This is a genomic window from Paraburkholderia sp. SIMBA_030, assembly GCF_046535245.1.
GTDB lineage: Bacteria > Pseudomonadota > Gammaproteobacteria > Burkholderiales > Burkholderiaceae > Paraburkholderia.
Map to the genome: position 1 here is coordinate 1 of NZ_JAWRXB010001727.1, position 233 is coordinate 233.

Genomic DNA, 233 nt, shown 5'->3' on the forward strand with positions numbered 1-233 from the left:
GAAGCCAATGAACGCAAACGTGCCGATAATGCGCGCGTCGGAACGCGGCAGGAGCTTGCCCATGATCGGCGCGCCGATCACCGCGAAAATGCCCAGCGGCGCGGTCGCGAGTCCCGCATCGACTGCCCGGTAGCCGAGGTACTCCTGCATCCACTGCGGCAGCAAAACAAGCGTCCCGAAGAAGATCCCATAGGCGACGGCAATGGAGACCGTGCCACCAAGGAAGTTGCGCT

The 233-nt window shown here is 63.1% G+C and carries 1 pseudogene; it reads right to left on the reverse strand.

Annotation, left to right across the window (positions count from 1 at the left end):
* Positions 1–233: pseudogene (locus tag SB772_RS45925) on the reverse strand (EmrB/QacA family drug resistance transporter); the annotation flags it as partial.